16 protein-coding genes are annotated in these 15,742 nt (G+C 51.7%); 13 read left to right on the top strand and 3 right to left on the bottom strand.

All coding sequences use genetic code 11. The features are described from left to right. On the top strand, positions 1-740 hold a 740-nt coding region (locus CD000_RS12000), incomplete at its 5' end, for an RNA-guided endonuclease TnpB family protein (RefSeq protein ID WP_233130437.1). 242 nt (positions 741-982) lie between these two features. Then, positions 983-1,861, top strand: coding sequence for an IS982 family transposase (locus tag CD000_RS11995; protein ID WP_011230510.1), 879 nt, complete (start codon positions 983-985; stop codon positions 1,859-1,861). Positions 1,862-1,993: 132 nt separating this feature from the next. Here the strand turns inward: CD000_RS11995 and CD000_RS11990 are convergent, their stop codons facing one another. Next, positions 1,994-2,083, bottom strand: coding sequence for a YjcZ family sporulation protein (locus CD000_RS11990; RefSeq protein WP_143425242.1), 90 nt, complete (start codon positions 2,081-2,083; stop codon positions 1,994-1,996). Between the two features lie 255 nt (positions 2,084-2,338). Here CD000_RS11990 and CD000_RS11985 point away from each other — a divergent pair, with 255 nt between their 5' ends. Continuing rightward, complete coding sequence (locus CD000_RS11985; RefSeq protein ID WP_021322512.1) at positions 2,339-3,184, top strand: peptidylprolyl isomerase; 846 nt, start codon at positions 2,339-2,341, stop codon at positions 3,182-3,184. Between the two features lie 77 nt (positions 3,185-3,261). Here CD000_RS11985 and CD000_RS11980 read toward each other — a convergent pair whose 3' ends face one another. Continuing rightward, a complete protein-coding gene (locus CD000_RS11980; protein ID WP_096226286.1) occupies positions 3,262-3,684 on the bottom strand; it encodes an HIT family protein in 423 nt (140 codons plus the stop codon). A gap of 465 nt (positions 3,685-4,149) precedes the next feature. Here CD000_RS11980 and CD000_RS11975 point away from each other — a divergent pair, with 465 nt between their 5' ends. The 8 genes from CD000_RS11975 (at position 4,150) to CD000_RS11940 (ending at position 12,671) form a co-directional block, all read left to right on the top strand. Further along, positions 4,150-4,887 (top strand): ABC transporter ATP-binding protein, encoded by a 738-nt coding sequence (locus CD000_RS11975; RefSeq protein WP_011230161.1) that lies wholly within the window; start codon positions 4,150-4,152, stop codon positions 4,885-4,887. Further along, complete coding sequence (locus tag CD000_RS11970; RefSeq protein ID WP_096225750.1) at positions 4,884-6,098, top strand: ABC transporter permease; 1,215 nt, start codon at positions 4,884-4,886, stop codon at positions 6,096-6,098. Before CD000_RS11975 ends, CD000_RS11970 begins: the two co-directional genes overlap by 4 nt. A gap of 149 nt (positions 6,099-6,247) precedes the next feature. Further along, positions 6,248-7,648, top strand: a complete 1,401-nt coding sequence (locus CD000_RS11965; RefSeq protein ID WP_096225749.1) for a hypothetical protein — start codon at positions 6,248-6,250, stop codon at positions 7,646-7,648. Positions 7,649-7,852: 204 nt separating this feature from the next. Continuing rightward, the gene (gene hemE / locus CD000_RS11960) at positions 7,853-8,890 is read left to right on the top strand and encodes a uroporphyrinogen decarboxylase (protein WP_025038854.1); all 1,038 of its coding nucleotides are present in this window, start codon (positions 7,853-7,855) and stop codon (positions 8,888-8,890) included. Positions 8,891-8,906: 16 nt separating this feature from the next. Next, entirely contained in the window at positions 8,907-9,857 is a 951-nt protein-coding gene (hemH, locus tag CD000_RS11955) for a ferrochelatase (RefSeq protein ID WP_011230165.1), read from the top strand. Beyond that, positions 9,850-11,289: a protoporphyrinogen oxidase gene (gene hemY / locus CD000_RS11950; RefSeq protein ID WP_011230166.1), complete on the top strand. Its 1,440-nt coding sequence runs from the start codon at positions 9,850-9,852 to the stop codon at positions 11,287-11,289. Before hemH ends, hemY begins: the two co-directional genes overlap by 8 nt. 318 nt (positions 11,290-11,607) lie before the next feature. Further along, complete coding sequence (locus CD000_RS11945; RefSeq protein ID WP_096225748.1) at positions 11,608-12,180, top strand: TetR/AcrR family transcriptional regulator; 573 nt, start codon at positions 11,608-11,610, stop codon at positions 12,178-12,180. A 158-nt stretch (positions 12,181-12,338) separates the two neighbouring features. After that, the gene (locus CD000_RS11940; RefSeq protein WP_233130436.1) at positions 12,339-12,671 is read left to right on the top strand and encodes a YhgE/Pip family protein; all 333 of its coding nucleotides are present in this window, start codon (positions 12,339-12,341) and stop codon (positions 12,669-12,671) included. 292 nt (positions 12,672-12,963) lie between these two features. Here CD000_RS11940 and yhfH read toward each other — a convergent pair whose 3' ends face one another. Next, positions 12,964-13,101 carry a protein YhfH gene (gene yhfH, locus CD000_RS11935; RefSeq protein ID WP_011230169.1) on the bottom strand — a complete coding sequence of 46 codons (138 nt, stop codon included), beginning with the start codon at positions 13,099-13,101 and terminating at the stop codon, positions 12,964-12,966. Positions 13,102-13,252: 151 nt separating this feature from the next. Between yhfH and CD000_RS11930 the strand changes: the two genes are divergently transcribed. Further along, positions 13,253-13,987, top strand: a complete 735-nt coding sequence (locus tag CD000_RS11930; protein ID WP_011230170.1) for an MBL fold metallo-hydrolase — start codon at positions 13,253-13,255, stop codon at positions 13,985-13,987. Between the two features lie 135 nt (positions 13,988-14,122). Then, entirely contained in the window at positions 14,123-15,667 is a 1,545-nt protein-coding gene (locus tag CD000_RS11925; protein WP_096225746.1) for a fatty acid--CoA ligase family protein, read from the top strand. The last annotated feature ends 75 nt before the right edge of the window (positions 15,668-15,742 follow it).

The following is a 15,742-nucleotide window of genomic DNA, read 5'->3' as shown; positions in this document are numbered from 1 at the left end:
TCTTTGAGATTCAGTACAAATATGAAATGCCTGAAGATCAAAGAGAATTAAACGACCAAAAAGCACTGGCAATTGATTTAGGATTAAACAATCTTGCCACTTGTGTCACATCAGACGGCAGATCATTTATCATTGATGGGCGGAGATTAAAAAGTATAAATCAATGGTTTAACAAAGAAAATGCCAGACTTCAAAGCATAAAAGATAAGCAAAAAATCAAAGGCACCACTCGTAAACAGGCTTTGCTTGCTATGAATCGCAATAATAAAGTGAATGATTATATCAACAAGACTTGCCGTTACATCATTAACTACTGTATTGAAAATCAAATTGGCAAACTTGTCATTGGCTATGCGGAAACATTACAACGCAATATGAATCTAGGAAAAAAGACAAATCAAAACTTTGTCAATATTCCTCTCGGTAACATAAAAGAAAAACTAGAATATCTTTGTGAATTTTACGGCATTGAATTCTTGAAACAGGAAGAATCCTATACGTCTCAAGCCAGCTTTTTTGACGGCGATGAGATTCCTGAATATAATGCCGACAATCCAAAAGAATATAAGTTCAGCGGCAAACGTATTAAGCGCGGCTTGTATCGAACAAAGTCTGGCAAACTAATTAATGCTGATGTCAATGGCGCATTAAACATCTTAAAGAAAAGTAAAGCTGTAGACCTGAGTGTCTTATGCTCTAGCGGCGAAGTGGACACGCCTCAAAGAATAAGGATTGCTTGAAGCAGTCAAACTTCTTTGGAAGCCCCCACTTCAAATTTTCGCTAGAAAATTAAGTGGGGGTAGTTCACTAATCTCTTCTTACTTTGAAGTGTTGTTTACATGACTTTTCCCTGCTCTGACGGTTGATGCGGGGATTGTTATACCCGTGGTGCTAGATAAACTCAAACAAGCATAAAAATAGCCCTTGCATGAGGATCCCCTTAAAATGAAAGTGCAACCAACCATTAAAAAGGAGGATCCCTATGCAAGAGCACTTTCATTTTACTACAGATCGGGCCAAGATTCAAAAGCAATATGCCGCCATTTTCGTTTTTGTTTCTGCTCAACTTTCATGCATTCAGGTGCATCTTCATCGTCGAAATCGCCATTTGGTCAAGCAAGAGGACGCTGTCATCATCGCCATTCATCTTTTAGGAAAGCTGCTCGGTTTTACTTCTGAACGGGCGTGGCATCGTTTTGTCACGGGAAATTTGTTCACAAACGGCTCGTTTCTCGAACGTTCCCGGTATAACCGCCGCTGCCGGGCGCTTGGCTTCGCTATCAAATGGATCCGCCATGAGCTGGCAAAACGTGGCCAACATCATGCCTATGCCGTCGTGGACAGCTTGCCGCTCCCATTGTGCCATACGGCAAGAATGCATCGCGTCAAACGGTTTCAAGAGATCGCCGACATCGGGTATTGCGCTTCCAAAAAGCAATGGTACTACGGGTTGAAGCTGCACCTTCAAGTGACCGATCAAGGGCTGCCAATGGGGTATGTGGTGACGGAAGCATCTTGCCACGATCGAATCGCAGCCGAAAGCGTGATGACCCAAATTCCCCACCCGTATAACTTTGGGGACAAAGGATTCATTAGCCGTGACTTGCAAAAAAGGCTGTACGAAGAATACCAAATGGCGCTTTGGACTCCGTCTCGAAAAAACCAGAAACATCGTGCGTCTGAGACATGGGAGCAGTGGATCCAACAAAAACGCAAAGTGATCGAGACGGTGTTCTCGGTTCTGGTTGACCACTATCGCATCACGGGGATCCGAGCCAATTCGATTATCGGATTTGAAGTGGCACTAGACGGTATATTGTTAGCTTATTCCCTGGTTACACTTGGGCTAGTTGAGCGCTAAAGCTCAACTAGCACCACGGGTTTGTTATGTTTTTCTTTTGATGGAGCGAGTTCCATTGTCGTTGCCTCTCCCTTCGTTTCAAGGAAGGCGGCAAAAAAAGGGTGCTCCTTTTGCGGGAGCACCCTCTTTCGTTTAGTAGATGACGTAGGCGCAGCCGACAATGATTAGCAAAATAAACAGCACAACAATCAACGCAAAGCCTCCGGAATAAGGTGCGCTCATCGTAACACCCCCTTTCGGCAAGAAGAAGCCTGTCGAGCGCTTCATCCTCATCATATGTATGGCAAGCGTGCATGTTATGGGCGGATGACTAAAGCGGAAAGAGGTTTTTTTTTCATTGGAAATATGGTATAGTTATTGTCGTGGCTGAAGAGGCGAGCATGTTGTTTCTTGGGCGCGCTTGGGCGCCATTCGATCTGCGCCGCTTGAAAGCGTGGGAACATTCAATCGAAAAAAGATGTAGGAGTTGTGAAGCGAATGAAAAAATGGATGATGGCCGCTGCCGTCGTTTCGCTCATGGCTTTGTCGGCCTGCAGCAACGACGGTTCGGAAGCGATTGTGGAAACGAAAAACGGCAATATTACGAAAGACGAATTTTATAATGAGATGAAAGAGCGCGTCGGCAAATCCGTCCTTCGTGATTTGATTGACGAAAAAGTGTTGAGCAAAAAATACAAGGTAACCGATGAAGAGATCGACCGCGAAATCGAACGAATCAAGGAAGCGTATGGAACGCAATATGATTTGGCCGTGCAGCAGAACGGAGAAAAAGTGATCCGCGAAATGGTCAAGCTCGATTTGTTGCGGACGAAAGCGGCCGTTGAAGACATAAAAGTGACGGAGAAAGAGCTGAAGGAGTATTATGACAACTACAAGCCGAAAATTCGTGCCAGCCATATTTTGGTCAAAGATGAAAAAACAGCAAAAGAAGTAAAGGCGAAGCTTGATAAAGGCGAGGATTTCGCCAAGTTGGCCAAAGAATACTCCCAAGATCCAGGCTCGGCGTCCAACGGCGGCGATTTAGGCTGGTTTGGCCCAGGGAAAATGGTCAAGGAGTTTGAAGAAGCCGCCTATAAGCTGAAAGTCGGCGAAGTGAGCGATCCGGTGAAAACGGATTACGGCTACCATATCATTAAAGTGACGGACAAAGAAAAGAAAAAGTCGTTCAACGAAATGAAAGACGAAATTGCGTTTGAAGTCAAACGGAACAAGCTTGATCCTGCGACGATGCAGTCAAAAGTGGACAAATTGGTGAAAGATGCCGGTGTTGAGATCAAAGACAAAGATTTGCAAGATGTGATCGAGCAGCAAGGAAAACAGTAAAAAAACGGAAGCAGAACATCCCTGCTTCCGTTTTTTTACTTGTGGGCTTGACCTTTCTGCTGTTCAACAACGGGAGATCAGCCGAGCTGCTCGCGAATGGCGGCCGCGATCGCCTGCAGGTCAGCGGGCGTATAGTCGCTTGCATGCGACTTCCAGACCGCGCCAAACCCATCCCCTTTGCCGTAGCGTGGAATGAGGTGAAGATGGTAATGAAACACCGTCTGCCCCGCTTGCTCGCCATTGTTGTTCAATAAGTTGAGCCCGACCGGGGAAAATGCTCGCCTGAGTGCATTGGCAATCGTCGGCACTGCGCGAAACAGTTGGCCGGCCGCCTCCGACGTGAGGGTGAAAATGTTTTCCGTATGTACTTTCGGGATGACAAGCGTATGCCCTTTTGTCACTTGGCTGATGTCCAAAAACGCGAGCACATGGTCGTCTTCGTACACTTTCGCCGAGGGCAATTCGCCGTTAATGATTTTGCAAAAAATGCAATCGCTCACTGTGGTCACCCTTTCCTTCCTATTTTCTTCATTTTACCATAAAAAAACCGGGATGTAATCCCGCAACGCAGGTTACATCCCGGTTGGTGAAAAGGGGAGAGGATGATTCAAGCAAATGTGCGTTTGATGAACACCCCATTTGCAGCAAAAATTGGTTCGGCGTGAGCGCTTCCTTTGTTCAACGTGACCATCCCCTTTGGACAGGCTCGTTGCTTCCCAGCAACGAATGCGATGGTCGCTTCCTAGGAACGTTTACAACGTTTTGCGGCTCACAACGGTGTCTTTGACGAACACCCCATTTCGGATGGATCGTTCATCAACTTTTTGATTCCTCATCCCCTCTTCGCTATTTATCATGCCCGGCTTGAGTGAGTTTATGCAAAAGAACGGTGTGATCTTTTTTGGTAAGCGAGGCTATAGTTTGGTACAATGGAGACAAAGGCCAAAACGGAAAGGGAGCGGACGATGACGCTTTTAGAAGTGAAGGATCTATCCGGAGGCTACACGGCGCAAAACGTGCTTGAAGACGTGACGTTTGTGGTCGACCGCGGCGAAATGGTCGCCTTGATCGGCCTAAACGGAGCCGGCAAAAGCACGACGATCAAACATATTATCGGCTTGATGGAACCGCGCCGCGGCGCGATTTCCATTAACGGCTATCGGCTTGCGGACGGGCCGGAAACGTATCGAAGGCAGTTTGCTTATATCCCGGAAACGCCGGTGTTGTATGAAGAATTGACGCTTGAGGAACATTTGCGTCTAGCAGCGATGGCGTACGGGTTGAGCGAAGCAGAGTATGAACGCCGCCTTCCGCCGCTGCTTCGCGAGTTTCGATTGGAGCGGCGGCTTTCCTCGTTTCCGGCTCATTTTTCGAAAGGAATGAAGCAAAAAGTCATGATTGTATGCGCCTTTTTGCTTGAACCGCCGCTTTATATCATCGATGAGCCGTTTCTCGGCCTCGATCCGCTTGCCATTCACGCCCTGCTTGAGCGAATGAATGAACAGAAAGCGAAGGGGGCGGGCATTTTGCTGTCGACGCACATTTTAGCGACGGCAGAGCGGTATTGCGACTCATTCGTTATTTTGCACAACGGCCGCGTCAAGGCCAAAGGGACGCTCGATGACATTCGCCGCCAGTTCGGGCTGCGGGGGGCGTCGCTTGATGAACTGTACGTCGAATTGACAAAGGACGATGCGCCATGATTGACGCCCGCCGTCTTTGGAAGCAGCGTTTCCAATTGGAATGGCGAAAACGGATCCGCTACTTGCGCTATATGTTCAACGACCATTTGCTCGTCGGTTTGATCATTGTGCTTGGCGGCATAGCGGTGATGTACGAGCGCTGGGCGGCGGCGCTTCCTGACTCGTTTCCGTATCCGGCTATTGCGGCGGTCGTGTTCGGCTGGGCGGCGGCCGCTGGATCGGTGCGCACCTTGTTCCGCGAGGCGGATACGGTGTTTTTATTGCCGACGGAAGAACGGCTCGGTCCGTATATTCAGCGGGCGTTTTTCGTCTCATGGTTATGGCAGGCGTACGGCCTTTCTTTGCTTTTGCTGTTGGCGGGTCCACTGCATGCTCGCTTTTCCCCGGTGTCATGGCCGCTTTTTTTGTTCGGTCTTTTCTGCTTCAAAGGATGGAGCTTATGGGCCAGTTGGCAAGGAAGCTACATCGCCGATCCGTCTTTTCATCGCTTTGGCGCATTTACGCGTTTCATCCTAGCGGCGGTGTTCGTTTATTTGGTGCTGGTTGCGGCCCCATGGCCATTTTTTGTCGTTTTGGTCGGTTTGATGGCCGTTCTGTCCATCTGTTTGTCACGGTTGACGAGAGGGAAAACATGGAAATGGGAACGGATCATCGTGGAAGAACAGCGAGCGGCCACGGCGTTTTACCGGCTGGCCAACTTGTTTACCGACGTTCCGGAATGGCGGGAGGCGGCAAAGCGGCGGCGCTGGCTTGATTCGCTGCTCGCTTTGATTCCGTACGACAAGCGGCATGTGTTTTTTCATTTGTATGCCCGCACGTTTTTGCGCGCCGGCGGGTATGCTGGTCTGTATGTCCGTCTCACTGCGATTGGAGGCTTCATGTTGGCTGTGATCGATCACCAATACGGGCGGGCGGCCATCGCATTTTTGTTTCTTTACGCGACCGCTGTTCAATTGGCCGCGCTGCCTTCCCATCATCGCTATTCGCTATGGCCGCGGCTGTACCCGTTGCCGCAGGCGCAACCGGATGCTGCGGCGGTTCGGTTGCTTTCCATTCTGCTGATTGGGCAAAATACGGTATTCCATCTCGTACTGTTGGCTGTTTCCCCGCGCCTTCTTTGGCTCGCCACTTGGCTTGGCGGAAACATATGGGGGCTTTGGATGGCAGGGCGGTACGTGCGCCTGCAACGTGGGCAGAAAGCCGGACGCTAGTGCTGTTTGTGCTGGCGCCGGCGTTTTTCATTTTCAATGGACGGCCGAAGCTTTCACACCTTTTTTCCCGCTTCATATGCTGTAGTACACCGGTCTGGGCGCATGTCCAGCGGGTCGGGCTGGAAGTTGGGAAGAAAGGGGAATGATTCATGGGTGTAGAGCTTGTAGCGCTGCACTGGATTTACTTGCTGTTCATCGTGCTCATTATTGGGTTTATGGTCGCCCGCAAAGATACATCGCTCATTTGCATTGCCGGCATCTTTTTATTGGCGGCGGTCGCTACCCATTCGTTGAGCGCGGCGGTCAGCGGAGTGTTTAACAGCTTTATTTACGCGATTACGGAGCTATTGCCGACGATTTTAGTCATCTCTATTATTGTGGCGATGAGCAAAGTGTTGTCGGCCACCGGCATCAATGATGTCATGGTTTCGCCGTTTGTCCGTTTCATCCGTACGCCGGCTTGGGCGTATTGGACGATCGGGATTTTGATGATGATCATTTCTTGGTTTTTCTGGCCGTCTCCGGCTGTTGCTCTCATGGGGGCAGTTCTGTTGCCGACAGCGGTCCGAGTGGGCTTGCCGGCGTTGGGAGTGGCGATGGCGATGAACTTGTTCGGGCATGGCATCGCGCTTTCCGGCGATTTTATCATCCAAGGGGCGCCGAAATTAACGGCCGATGCCGCCGGGCTGCCGGTCGGCGATGTCATCGCTGCCAGTGTGCCGCTTGTTTTTGTAATGGGGGCCGTCACAACGGTCACGGCGTTTTACTTGCTGCGCCGTGACATGAAGCGAGGGCGACTGGCAAGCGGGGAGGAGGAAATGGCTGCAACGGTCGATTCGACGCTGGAGAAAACAAGTCATTTACTGACGGGACAAACGAAAAAATGGCTTGCGCTGTTGATTCCGATTTTGTTCGCCCTTGATGTCATCGCGATGTTTTATTTGCGGTTGCAAGGCGGGGAAGCGACCGCCTTGGTTGGTGGGACAGCGATTTTCATTTTGATTCTCATCTCCGTTCTCGCCCATCGGCAAGAAAGTTTTGCGGAAGTGACAAATTACTTTATTGAAGGGTTTCAGTTCGGGTTTAAAGTGTTCGGCCCTGTTATTCCGATCGCCGCGTTTTTCTATCTTGGCGATGCGGGGTTTGTGAAAATCATCGGCGACTATTTGCCACAGGCATCGCAAGGCATCGTCAACGATTTAGGGGTTGCCTTGGCTCATGCGGTGCCGCTGAACAATGAGGTGGGGGCGGTTACGCTCACGATCGTCGGGGCGATTACTGGTCTTGACGGCTCCGGGTTTTCCGGCATCTCGCTCGCCGGTTCGATCGCTCATTTGTTTTCTGTAGCGATCGGCGGCGGAACGGCAACGTTGACGGCGCTCGGCCAAATCGCCGCCATTTGGGTCGGCGGCGGCACGCTCGTTCCGTGGGCGCTCATTCCAGCCGCAGCGATCTGCGGGGTTGACCCGTTTGAGCTGGCGCGCCGCAACCTCATTCCTGTTGCTGTCGGCTTGGTGGTTACGACCGTTGTCGCCATGTTTCTCATCTGAACAGAAAGCTGTCCCGTGCGGCCGGGGCAGCTTTTTTGCTATAATGGGCATGGACTTAAAAATCGGTCGATTTTTTGACAGTTCGCCTTCTTCTCTATACATTGGGTACGGAAAGCTGTATAGTGAAAAGGAGATAGGCAATGTTTGAAGGCAAGAAAAGGCGAAACCATTGACGGGATTGTGAGGAAAGAAAGGCGGATGGAGATGGCTAGACAGATCAATGATACATTTTTGCGCGCCTGCCGCGGCGAACAAACATCGTACGTGCCGGTTTGGTATATGCGGCAAGCCGGACGGTCGCAGCCGGAGTATCGGGCGCTGAAAGAAAAATATTCGCTGTTTGAAATTACGCATCAACCGGAGCTTTGCGCGTACGTCACCAGACTTCCCGTTGAGCAATATGGCGTCGATGCCGCCATTTTATATAAAGACATTATGACACCGCTGCCGGCCATTGGCGTGAACGTCGAGATTCAGGGCGGCATCGGGCCGGTGATCGCAAATCCGATTCGCTCGCTTCAAGACGTCGAGCGGCTTGGGGAGATTGATCCAGAACATGATGTGCCGTATGTGTTTGAAACGATTCGGCTCCTTGTCAACGAACAGTTGGATGTGCCGCTCATCGGGTTTGCCGGGGCGCCGTTTACGTTGGCGAGCTACATGATTGAAGGCGGTCCGTCAAAAAATTATCATAAGACGAAAGCGTTCATGTATGCTGAACCGAAAGCGTGGTTCGCCTTAATGGACAAGCTCGCTGAGATGACGATCCGTTATGTGCGGGCGCAAATTCGGGCAGGGGCAAGCGCTGTGCAAATTTTTGATTCTTGGGTTGGCGCCGTTAGTGCTGACGATTACCGGACGTTTATCAAGCCGGCGATGGCGCGCATTTTTGCCGCTTTGCGGGAAGAAGGGGCTCCGCTCATTATGTTTGGCGTCGGCGCCAGCCACTTAGTGCATGAGTGGAACGATTTGCCGCTTGATGTCATCGGCCTTGACTGGCGGCTGTCGATTCGCGAAGCGCGCCGCCAAGGCATTGCGAAAGCGATTCAAGGCAACTTGGATCCGGCGGTGCTTCTTGCGCCGTGGGACGTGATCGAAGAACGGGTGAAGCGCATTTTGGACGAAGGGATGGAACGGCCGGGCTACATCTTCAACTTAGGCCACGGCATTTTTCCGGATGTTCAGCCGGCGACACTGAAGCGTCTGACCGCTTTTATCCACGAATATACGTCAACGAACTAAACGAGAGGGTGGCACAATGGTGAAAAAAACAGCGGGGCTGCTCGTGATGGCGTACGGAACGCCGTACCGGGAAGATGATATTGAACGGTATTATACGCACATTCGCCATGGGCGCAAGCCGCCGCAAGAACAAATCGAGGATTTAAAAGCGCGCTACCGGGCGATCGGCGGGTTGTCGCCGCTTGCGAAAATTACGGAAGAGCAGGCGAAACGGCTCGAGGAGCGGCTGAACGAAGTGCAAGATGAAGTCGAGTTTCGCATGTATTTAGGGCTCAAACACATTGAGCCGTTCATTGAGGATGCCGTCGAGCGCATGCATGATGACGGCATCAAAGAAGCGGTTGGGATCGTCCTAGCCCCTCATTATTCCACATTCAGCATTCGCTCGTACAATGAGCGGGCGAAAGCGGCAGCAAAAAAGCTCGGCGGACCGACCATTTACACGATTGATCAATGGTATGACGAGCCGAAGTTTTTGCAATATTGGGCAGAACAAGTGCGGGCGATTTTTGCCGCCATGCCGGAACGTGAGCGGGAGCGAGCTGTGCTGATCGTATCCGCACATAGTTTGCCGGAAAAAATTATTCAAGCCGGTGACCCGTATCCAACGCAGCTCGAAGATACAGCGAAACGAATTGCTGATCAAGCCGGCGTCGCCCACTATGCCGTCGGCTGGCAAAGCGCCGGTCAGACGCCGGAACCATGGCTTGGGCCGGACGTGCAAGACTTGACGCGCCAGCTTTACGAAGAGCGCGGCTATACGTCGTTCGTTTACGCGCCGGTCGGTTTTGTCGCCGACCATTTGGAAGTGTTGTATGACAACGACATTGAGTGCAAACAGGTGACGGAAGAGATCGGCGCCCGCTATTACCGACCGGAGATGCCCAACACGAATCCATTGTTTATTGATGCATTGGCGTCGGTTGTGTTAAAGCGGTGGGCGGAAGAAGGCGATCGACATGAATGAAGGGCAACGGACGGTCGTCATTATTGGCGGCGGCATTACCGGCTTGACGGCTGCTTACTACTTGCAAAAAGCGATTCGAGAGCAACGCCTCCCACTTGCATGCAAACTTGTCGAGGCGACGCACCGGCTCGGCGGAAAAGTGCAGACGGTCGTCCGCGACGGTTTTGTCATTGAACGCGGTCCAGACTCGTTTTTGGCGCGGAAAACGAGCGCGTTTCGCCTTGTGAAGGAAGTCGGCCTTGAACATGAGATCGTTCATAACGCGACCGGAACATCGTACATTTTGGTCAACGGCAAACTCTATCCAATTCCGGGCGGAGCGGTGATGGGCATTCCGACGCGCATCGCCCCGTTTTTAACGACCGGACTGTTTTCCCCGGCCGGCAAGCTGCGGGCGGCGCTTGACTTTGTGCTGCCGCCGGTGAAAGTCGATGGTGATATGCCGCTTGGCCGCTTCTTCCGCCGCCGCCTCGGCGATGAGGTGGTGGACAATCTCATTGAACCGCTGCTTTCCGGCATTTACGCCGGCGACATTGATGAGATGAGCCTAATGGCGACGTTTCCACAGTTTTTTCAGCTTGAGCAAAAATACGGAAGCCTTGTCCGTGGAGCGAGACGAACGACGCCGAAAGAGCAAAAAGAGCGGAAAGGGGCGTTCCAGACGTTAAAAACGGGCTTGCAGTCGCTCGTTGATGAAGTGGAAAAACGGCTTGAGCCGGGCAGCGTTATCAAAGGGGTGCGTGTCGAGCGGATCGTTCGCACCGATTCGGCGTATCGGCTGCAACTGAGCACAGGAGAGGTGTGGGGGGCAGACGGCATCATCGTGACAACGCCGCATCATGTTGTGCCCGACATGTTCGCTGACTATCCGTTTTTCGCCCCGTTCCGTTCAGTGCCGCTGACGTCGGTGGCGACGGTGGCGCTCGCATTTCCGGAGGAGGCGATCCGCCAAGACATTGACGGCACCGGGTTTGTCGTTTCGCGCCGCAGCGATTACACGATGACAGCGTGCACATGGACGCATAAAAAATGGCCGCACACCGCGCCGCCTGGCAAGGCGCTCTTGCGCTGCTACGTCGGGCGCCCGGGCGATGAGGAGATCGTCGACCAACCTGATGATGAGATCGTCCGCGTTGTATTGGATGATTTAAATAAAGTGATGAATATTGCCGGCCAGCCGGAGTTCGCCGTCATCTCGCGCTGGAAGCGGGCCATGCCGCAATACACGGTCGGGCACCGCGAGCGGCTGGCGCACATTAAACGGCAGATGGGCGATGCGCTGCCGGGGGTGTTTTTGGCCGGCAGCTCATACGAAGGGCTCGGATTGCCGGATTGCATTGACCAAGGCGAAAAAGCGGTGCGTGACGTGCTTCTGTATTTGCAGCAAGCGCCAGTTCAACAGACGTCCGATCTGTACAGCAGCGTCCGTTAATCGACGGTTTTCCAACGCCCTGGTCCGTTCGCCGCTCACATTTGGACGTCGGTGCGGCCGCCAGCCGGTTGAAGCGAAAAGAAGCGGATGGCTGTTTGTCTCTTTTGGCTCGTGGAAGTGGTTTCCGCTGCAAAAGGGATGTGAAAAGAACGTGGGAGAAGCTTCAACGGCGCTTCTACCCATTTGCTTGGAAAGGATGAGGGAGCAGGAAGAAATTCCGTCCCCAATGCGACGGCCCTTTACATCCATGTTGTTTGATAGTATAATGGATACGGGTTGACCAAATTGTTCATTTAGTCAATTTGAAGGATGAGGAGTATGGCAAGCGACCGCAAACGGCAAATCATCGAAGCGGCGGCCCAATCGTTTGCTGCCTTTGGCTACAAGGCGACGACGATGGAGCAGATCGCCAAGCTCGCCAACGTCGGCAAGGGGACGATCTATACGTTTTTTAAAAGCAAAGAGGAACTGCTTGATGAAATCGTCTCCGGATTGATTATGGAAATCAAGGCGGAAGCGGAGCTGGCGATGGACTCGTCACTGCCGTTTTCCGAAAACGTCCACCGCGCCTTGTACCGCATTTTGGAATTTCGCCAGCGCCATCAGCTGATGGCGAAGCTGCTTCAAGAAGTGCGCAATATCGGTACGGCGGCGGTGCAAGAAGTGCTTGCCAAACTGGACCGGGCAATGGTCGAGTTCATTCGGCAAAAAATTGATGCGGCGGTGGAAAAAGGGGAGATTCGTCCGTGCAATTCGGAAATTACGGCATTTTTGATGCTCAAGACGTACATCGCCTTGATCGTCGATTGGGAAAAAGATCATGAACCGTTGACAAAAGAACAAATTGCTGAATTGTTTACGCTCTATTTTTTGCAAGGATTGTCGAGATAGATGATCCTCTTTTTTTGTTGGAAATTGACCATGCGGACAATTTGGTCATCTGTACAAAGGAGGGAGCGCCATATGCTGCGAAAAGAGATGCGGGCCATCGTGCTCCGCCCGAATTTGCTTGGCATTTGTTCACTTGGATCATCAGCATAACGTTTATGATGATTGTTCAATTCCTTGTCACCGTGTTTGACAACCCAGGCCGGTTTCTTGCCATTTTGCTATTGATTGCCCAGCTAGTTGGAAGTGCCGGCACGTATCCGATTGAACTCGTTCCGGGTGCGTTGCAGTCGCTTCATCCGTGGCTGCCGATGACCCATGCGATCCGTGGGTTGCGAGCAGTCATTTCAAGCGGCGATTTCTTGATCATGTGGAAGGAAGCTGCGATATTGCTTGCGACAGCCGCGGTCTTTGCCTTGGCGACGCTCGTGTATTTTCTCCTTCGGTATCGCCGCCGTTATGCGGTATGGACGGAAACAGCGGCTCAAACGTGATGATTGAACCATGCCGTCTCGAAGGTGTCCTAAAAAGATTGGGACGCCTTTTTGCATTGGCCAATATCGGAATCAAACAACAGATGGAATTAAAACCATTTTCTAGGACGAGGGATTGCTTTTTGCGGATGGGCCGCCATTAGAACGTTGTGTGTGATGGCGCCCCTGAGATTGGCAAAAAAAAATGCCTCTTAGCTGGAGGCAGTCAAGAGAAAAGGCAGGCTGCATTGGGGAACAGCCAAACGCCGGCGGGGCAGCCGGCGAACGTGACGCAAGGGCAGCGTCCGCTCACCTATTGGCGGTAAGCGGCGCCAAGGCAATCAGAGCACGTGTTGCCGTAGCATTCATGCTGCTCGTCAATCTCTTTGCCGCAGTGCAGACATTTTTTTGGCGGTAAGTTTCTGAAAAATTCCAACACTTTCATCAACATTCCGATCCCCTCCGTTGTCTTGGTAATTTTATTGTATTATAACACACAACAAAATGTCAATAGGTGTTTTAAAACAAAAATCAACAAAGATGAAAAAATAGGCGCGGTTGTGTATGATGAAGACAAAACGAATGGAAGGAGAGAACCGAAAATGAAAGTGACGGTCATCGGCTATTGGGGAGGATTCCCTGCCGCCAATGAAGCGACATCGGCGTATTTGTTCGAGCATGATGGATTTTGCCTGCTCGTTGATTGCGGCAGCGGGGCGCTTGCCAAGCTGCAAAACTATACGGCTGTGGAAAACTTAGATGCGGTCATCATCTCCCATTATCATTACGACCATATCGCCGACATCGGCCCGCTCCAATACGCGCGTCTCATTCATAAAAATTTGGGAGCTGACCTTCCCGTCTTGCCGATTTACGGCCATGTGGAAGACGAGGCGGCGTTTTCTCGCTTGACGCACAGCGGCATTACGGAAGGAATTGCCTATGACCCGAATGGGACGCTGGCTGTCGGGCCGTTTTCGATCACATTTATGAAAACAGTCCATCCGGTGCCATGCTACGCGATGCGCATTACTGCCGGCGGCAAGACGGTTGTTTATACGGCCGATTCAAGCTATATACCGGAGTTTCTCCCGTTTGCCAAAGGAGCCGACTTGCTCATTTGCGAGTGCAACTTTTACGCTGGGCAAAACGCGGCGCCGGCTGGGCATATGACGAGCGAGGAGGCGGCGGCCATCGCGGAGGGAGCACGTGTCGGAGAATTATGGTTGACGCATTTGCCACACGTTGGCCGGCACGAGCAGCTGGTTGAGGAGGCTGGCCGGACGTTCCGCGGTGTCATCCGCCTCGCCCACACCGGCCTAATATGGGCGCAATAGGCCAAAATAAGAGAGAACAGCAAAGGAAACGCTTTCCCTTGCCCTTTGCTGTTCTTTTTTTTATAATAAATATAGTTCGAATTTTTTTACTTATAAAATGAATGGTCATTCATTCATTTTGGGGGAGGAGCGTATATGAACGTAACGACGCGGTTGGCGCAAATCGCTAAGCAGTTGCCGGACAAGGAAGCGTATGTGTTCATGAAAGAGCGGTGCACGTATCAACAATTGGACGAAGCCATTTCCCGATTTGCCGACGGGTTGGCGCGGCTTGGCGTTCGCCGAGGCGACCATATCGCCTTGTTGCTTGGCAACTCGCCGCAGTTTGTCATCGGCTTGTACGGGGCGTTGCGGCTTGGGGCGACCGTCATTCCGATCAATCCCATTTACACGCCCGAGGAAATTTCTTATATTTTGCACAACGGCGACGTCAAGGCGGTGATCGGCCTCGACTTGCTCGCTCCGTTGTTTGTGGAGGCGAAGAAGCGGCTTCCGCTGCTCGAGCATGCGATCGTTTGTGAAACGCCGGAAGGGAAGGAGAAAGGTGTTTCGCTGTCGGAAGGGATGAAATCGTTTGCAGAAGTGTTGGCGGACGGCAGCCCGGACTTTACCGGACCTGAACTGGGTGATGACGATGTCGCCGTCATTTTGTACACATCGGGGACGACCGGCAAGCCGAAAGGGGCGATGCTCACTCATAAAAACATATACAGCAATGCGCAAGATACGGCTGATTATTTAGGCATCAATGAAAACGATCGCGTCATCGCCGCGTTGCCGATGTTTCATGTCTTTTGCTTGACCGTGGCGCTCAATGCCCCGCTGATGAACGGCGGAACGGTGCTCATCATGCCAAAGTTCAGCCCAGCAAAGTTGTTTCAGCTGGCCCGAGAGGAAAAAGCGACGATTTTTGCCGGCGTGCCGACGATGTACAATTTCCTTTATCAGTACGAAGGTGGAAGCGCGGACGATTTGCGGACGCTCCGCCTTTGCATCTCAGGAGGCGCTTCAATGCCGGTCGCTTTGCTTGAAAACTTTGAGAAAAAGTTCAACGTCATCATTTCGGAAGGATATGGGCTTTCGGAGGCGTCCCCTGTCACCTGCTTCAATCCTCTCGACCGGCCGCGCAAACCCGGCTCGATTGGAACAAGCATTAAGAATGTTGAAAATAAAGTCGTAAACGAATATGGAGAAGAAGTGCCTGTCGGCGAAGTTGGCGAGCTTGTCGTTCGCGGGCCGAACGTCATGAAAGGGTACTACAAAATGCCTGAAGAGACCTCGGCCGCCTTGCGCGACGGCTGGCTGCACACCGGTGATTTGGCGCGCATGGACGAGGACGGCTATTTCTACATCGTCGACCGAAAGAAAGAGATGATTATCGTCGGCGGCTACAACGTGTATCCACGCGAAGTCGAAGAAGTGCTGTACAGCCATCCGGATGTCGTTGAAGCCGCGGTGATCGGCGTGCCGGACCCGGATTACGGAGAGGCGGTGCGGGCGTATGTCGTCGCGAAAAATCCGGAGTTGACGGAAGCAGAGCTCATTGCTTACTGCCGTGAGCGGTTGGCAAAATATAAAGTGCCGAGCGCGATTGACTTTTTGGACGAGCTGCCGAAAAATGCGACAGGAAAAATTTTGCGAAGAGCGTTAAAAGAGCGGCTCGCGTCTTCCCATGCTTGATGGTGCTGAATTTTCAGCACCTTTTCTTTTTTTTGAATAGTATATTGAAAACAAGTAGATAAATTTATATAATTT

This window comes from Geobacillus sp. FJAT-46040 (assembly GCF_002335725.1).
GTDB lineage: Bacteria > Bacillota > Bacilli > Bacillales > Anoxybacillaceae > Geobacillus > Geobacillus thermoleovorans.
The sequence above is the reverse complement of the archived record's forward strand: the minus strand, read 5'-3'. Positions and strand labels throughout refer to the sequence as shown.